Genomic DNA, 4,563 nt, shown 5'->3' with positions numbered 1-4,563 from the left:
GACACGCCGTGCCTACCGTGCCTTCATCCTGATGCGGCGCTAGAGATAACACGCAATGACGTCCTGAAACTTCAACTTGTCGACGTCGCATTCAAACCCGGAACGCGCGACTGCAAAGTCGTCGCCGGCACGCTTCACGACCCGTACACCGGAACCGATATCGCGTTCTCCACGTCCAATCCTTCGGCCATTCAGATCGACCACGTGTTATCAGCAGCTTTGTCAAGGAGTCTTCCTCTTTCTGCTGGTCATTATGTCGATGTCATGCCGCTGATGGCTGTGGTGGCAGTGCGATGGGCCAGAGCGTGAGCGGCGTCGCGGCGGTGGCTGCGGCGTTCGTTGTCGCTGTTTCTGGTTGCTCGGCCCTTCCTGCTGATGGCGGGACGGTATTCGCCGCTCCGGTGTCGGAGACCGCTGCGCCTGGTGCGCAGGTTGAAGAGGCACTGTCCGCGTTGGAGCAGCTTGCGGTGAAGGGTCGTGCGCCGAAGACGGGGTATGCGCGCAGCGAGTTCGGTGCCGCGTGGACTGATACGAACACCGCTATGTGGGGCGGGAACTCGCTGAGCACTCGCGAGGACATACTCTCCCGTGACCTTATGGACGTCACGTGCAAGGGCCGCTCAGGTGTGGCCGCGCCGCCGTGCGTGGTGCAGTCGGGAGTCCTTCACGATCCGTATACCGGGACCACGGTGAATTTCGTTCGCGGGGAGACGACTTCGCCACTCGTCCCGATCGAGCATGTAGTCGCCCTTGGTGATTCGTGGCAGAAGGGCGCGCAGCAGTTGTCTGCCGCCGAACGTGTCGACCTGGCGAATGATCCGCTCAATCTCATCGCCACTACGCAGGCTCCGAACTCGGCGAAGAGTGACTCCGATGCCGCCTCGTGGCTTCCTCCGAACAAGGCGTTCCGATGTGCTTATGTGGCTCGTCAGGTCGCGGTCAAACTCCGGTATCGGTTGTGGGTGACCAAGGCGGAGAAAGACGCGATTGCCGCTGTCCTGTCGACGTGTCCCGGCCTGGCGCTTCCCTCCAATGCCGAGGCGGCGGGTCGTGTTTCGTGAACGAGCAGCGAAACCGATTACCCTCAGGGCGCTAGCGGGAGTCGGCGAGTCGTCGCCGCAGCGCGAGGTTCTCGCCGTGGGCGACCGCGAGCGCCTTGCGCAGCTCGCCGAGCTCTTCGGCGTGCCGGCGTTTGAGTTCCTTGAGCTGCGAGGACAGTGCTCTGACCGCGGACGATGCGGACTGCCGTTCGCGTTCGGACATCTGTTCCGGAGTTGTTCGGTGGTGCGGGCGCCTGGTGCGGAGGTCGTTGATCTTTGTGCGCAGGTCGGGCTGGTTGTAGAGGAAGTCGGTGGAGACCGTGGCGCGGCGAGCGACGGCCGCGAAGGTGACCGGCTCGCCTGCATTGCTGAGTGCCAGCAGAGCCGCTTCCGCGCGCGCTCTGGTCTCGGTGTGGCGTTGTCGCGCTGCGGCGGTGAGGTGTTCGGGCACGGGCTTGTTCTCCTTGCTCTAGGTGGTGGTTCCGGGGCCGCGAACGGCCTTGTCGGCGGCGGAAACATCGTTGATCGAGAGCAGGATCCGGTTGAGCGAGTCGACCTCGATCCGGCGGCCTTGCAGCCAGATGTTCGTCTCGTCCATCGGGGCGCCGTACTTCGCGGTGAACACTGCTTGCCGGTGTTCGATCAGGGTTTCCGTGTCGGTGAGCTGGGTCCGCAACTGCGGGGCGTGAGTGGAGTCGGTGACGAACTTCGAGCAGGACAGGCAGGCGTTTCCCTTATCGCACAATTGTTTCGGTGGGAGCGTGCACCAACCGTTGGGCAGAATGCGGTCAGCTCGCTTGTCGAGCTGGATCAGATCGTAGAGGTCGGAGCTGTCGATCGAGGCGGTGCGGCCGTCGCGGGTGACTTTCTTGTATCGGAGGAATTCCTCCTCCATGGTCTGCGCAGAGGTCACGGCGTAGTGCAAGGTCATGTCCGGGGAGACATGACCGAAGTAGCGCATCACGACGTGAAGCGGCACTCCAGCGTTGATCAGGTTGGTCGCGGCGGTGTGCCGGAAGCGGTGTGTCTTGGAGACCGCGACCTGACGGCCGACGGAGTCTCTGATGTTGAGCAGTCTGGTGAGCCTGCTGAACCGCAGATGCATTGTCGGAAGCGGGTAAGGCTTGTCGCCCAGTCGGTTTCGGCTCGCGCAGAGGAACAGGTATTTCGGCGTTACGTCAGAGTTTCCGAAGTGCGCCATCATGTCTCGGGCGTGCTTTTGCTGGGCTCGGATGATCGTGACGATCTCCTCGTCCACGGGGATCGTGGGTGCGACGTTCGATTCGATCTTCGTCTGTTGATACCGCATCCGGGCGACGAAGCCCGCGCTGTCAGGATCACCGTATGTGCGATTGTGCAGGATCGGTTCGAGCGGGTCGAAGTCCATCATCAGCACCTCGTTGGCGCGACGTCCGGTGCGCAGCAGAAGCATCAGGATGTGGAAGGCTTGCAGGTCGCCGAGCCCGCCCTCCTTCACAGGCTGTGCGAGCAGGCCGCTGCCCTCGGCGATCTGCTGCATGACATCCTCTTCGAGGACCATGTCGTGTGCCTTGACGTTGGCCAAGCGGGGCTTGTCCTCGGGGCGGAACAGCACGCAGTGCTCGGGTCGCAGAGTGGCCCAGGCGCTGATGCCGAGTTCGGTGGCGGCTTCATCCCGGTGGTCATACATGAACTGGTAGAACTGCTCGATCGCGGTCATGATCTGGCGGCGTGGGTTCGTCGCCAGCGCCTTGCCCGCGCGTACCCCGGACTCGATGCGGTGTGCGAGGAGCATGTCGCAGAAGCCGCGGATGAAGTCCCGCAGGCGGTGTGGGTCCGTTGTCAGGCACGGGCCCTGATCGGCGGTGGTGTCGATGTAGCGTTGCAGCCATTTCAGGGCGTCCAGGCGCGATTTGACCGTGCTCCACGAGTACCGCTCCGTGGTCAGGCCCGCCGAAAGCCAGTACTTCGCTCCTTCACGCAACCACAGGCTGGTCAGGTTGGTGAAGTGCATTGTCGTGCGACCTTGCGGTTCGTGGTCGCGTTGGGGCACCCTCGGGTCGAGGCTGGGATTCCAGACGTTCAGCTCCCACCACGGGCCGCGGTGATAGGCGTACCCGAGCACGGCGGCCATGTGCCCGAGGCGGTAGGTGCCGCCTTTGAACGCAGATTCGCCGATCTTCGCACCGCGCATCTGTGCTTTCCGTGCGGATCGCACCCACTCGTCAGGCGAACGGTGCAGCAGCGATTGCGCCGACCGGCACTCGTCGTCGTGATTCATCGCGGCGCGCAGCAGGATGAAGGCGGCATTCGTCTCGATGACGCGGACGAAGTGACCCAGCTCGATGCGCCGGTGGATGATCCAGGCGATCTCCCAGGTCATCGGCTCCGGCAAACCGCGGAAGTTCAGGTAGCAGGAGGTCCAGCTCCCGCCGACGTTGACTTCGCGGATCGCCGGTCGGTAGTGCGCCGGCATCGTCTTCTTGTCGAAGTGATCGCTGCGGCATTCTTCGGGCAGAGAGTCCCAGAGCCTGCGGGCGATGGTGAGGTCGAACATGTCCGCTAGTGCCAACCCCGGGTCGATCTGGTGCAGTCTCTTGGGGCTGCGCGACCATGACGTGATGGCGGGATCGGTTGCTGGGCTAGACATTCGGGTACTCCCATCCGGCGACGTATTCGCGCCAATTCGCTACCGAGGCCAGCTCGGCGTCCTCGGTGACGTGGCCGTAGATGTTCATCGTGGTCTGCACGCTCGCGTGTCCGAGGCGGCGGCTGACGGTGTGGACGGGACTCCCCGCCAGCAACAGCGCGGTGGCGTGGGTGTGCCGAAACCAGTGCGGTGTCATCAGGTTCGGGAGGGCGGTGTCGTGATGCTTCATCGAGCGCAGGTGCGCATAGACCGACTCGGTACGCAGGGGCGCGAACAGCGGGTTCCGCATCACGTTGCAGAAGATGTAGCTGCTGTCCCAATCATCGAGGGCGACATCGGCGCCTCGGTCGCACAGCCACCACACGTAGTCGGCGTAGAGCCGGTCGAGCCGCGACCCGATGTGGACCTCGCGTTCCCCGGACTTGGCGGACAGGCCGTACGGGTGTGGCCTGCTCACGATCGCGACCCGGGCGCTCTTGCCGCCGATCCCGGTGTTCCAGTCGCGGTGCTCCAACGAGAGGGCTTCGCCGATCCGCATGCCCGATTCCGCCAGGACTGCCCACAGGAACCGATATCGCAGGTCACCTCTCCACTCCTCGAGTGTTGGGTCGTAGGTGGCCTCGGCGCCTTGGAGGGCGTCGATCGTGGTCGGCGCCAGAACCGGGATGGCCTTGCGGGCGGCGCGGATTCGGATGGCGGCGCGCTTCTGTGGCGCTCGCCTGGCCACGTGCTCGAGGAACGAGAGGTAGCGGCCGGATCGGACGTGGGCTTGCTTCCACAGGAACGGCGCAGCGTCTGTTCCGCTGTCGGCTTGGTAGCGGTAGAAACTCATCACTGCGCGCATGCGGAGATTCACCGTGCTGTCGCTGAGCGTCGGTCGGGGGCGGAGTTCGC

4 protein-coding genes and 1 pseudogene are annotated in these 4,563 nt (G+C 64.0%); 2 read left to right on the top strand and 3 right to left on the bottom strand.

The features are described from left to right. A pseudogene (locus H7C86_RS37085) lies at positions 1-309 on the top strand (HNH endonuclease family protein); the annotation flags it as partial. Then, entirely contained in the window at positions 294-1,061 is a 768-nt protein-coding gene (locus H7C86_RS36540) for an HNH endonuclease family protein (RefSeq protein WP_047270893.1), read from the top strand. The pseudogene H7C86_RS37085 and the gene H7C86_RS36540, both read left to right, overlap by 16 nt. 31 nt (positions 1,062-1,092) lie before the next feature. Here the strand turns inward: H7C86_RS36540 and H7C86_RS36535 are convergent, their stop codons facing one another. The 3 genes from H7C86_RS36535 to H7C86_RS36525 form a co-directional block, all read right to left on the bottom strand. Next, a complete protein-coding gene (locus H7C86_RS36535) occupies positions 1,093-1,491 on the bottom strand; it encodes a DUF6262 family protein (RefSeq protein ID WP_047270891.1) in 399 nt (132 codons plus the stop codon). A gap of 18 nt (positions 1,492-1,509) precedes the next feature. Then, complete coding sequence (locus H7C86_RS36530) at positions 1,510-3,669, bottom strand: site-specific integrase (protein WP_083291452.1); 2,160 nt, start codon at positions 3,667-3,669, stop codon at positions 1,510-1,512. Beyond that, on the bottom strand, positions 3,662-4,563 hold a 902-nt coding region (locus tag H7C86_RS36525), incomplete at its 5' end, for a tyrosine-type recombinase/integrase (protein ID WP_220463515.1). The genes H7C86_RS36525 and H7C86_RS36530, both read right to left, overlap by 8 nt.

It is taken from the genome of Rhodococcus sp. UFZ-B548, assembly GCF_903819475.1.
In the GTDB taxonomy this organism is placed as follows: Bacteria; Actinomycetota; Actinomycetes; order Mycobacteriales; family Mycobacteriaceae; genus Rhodococcus_F; species Rhodococcus_F erythropolis.
This window is presented reverse-complemented; position numbering and strand designations above follow the sequence as displayed.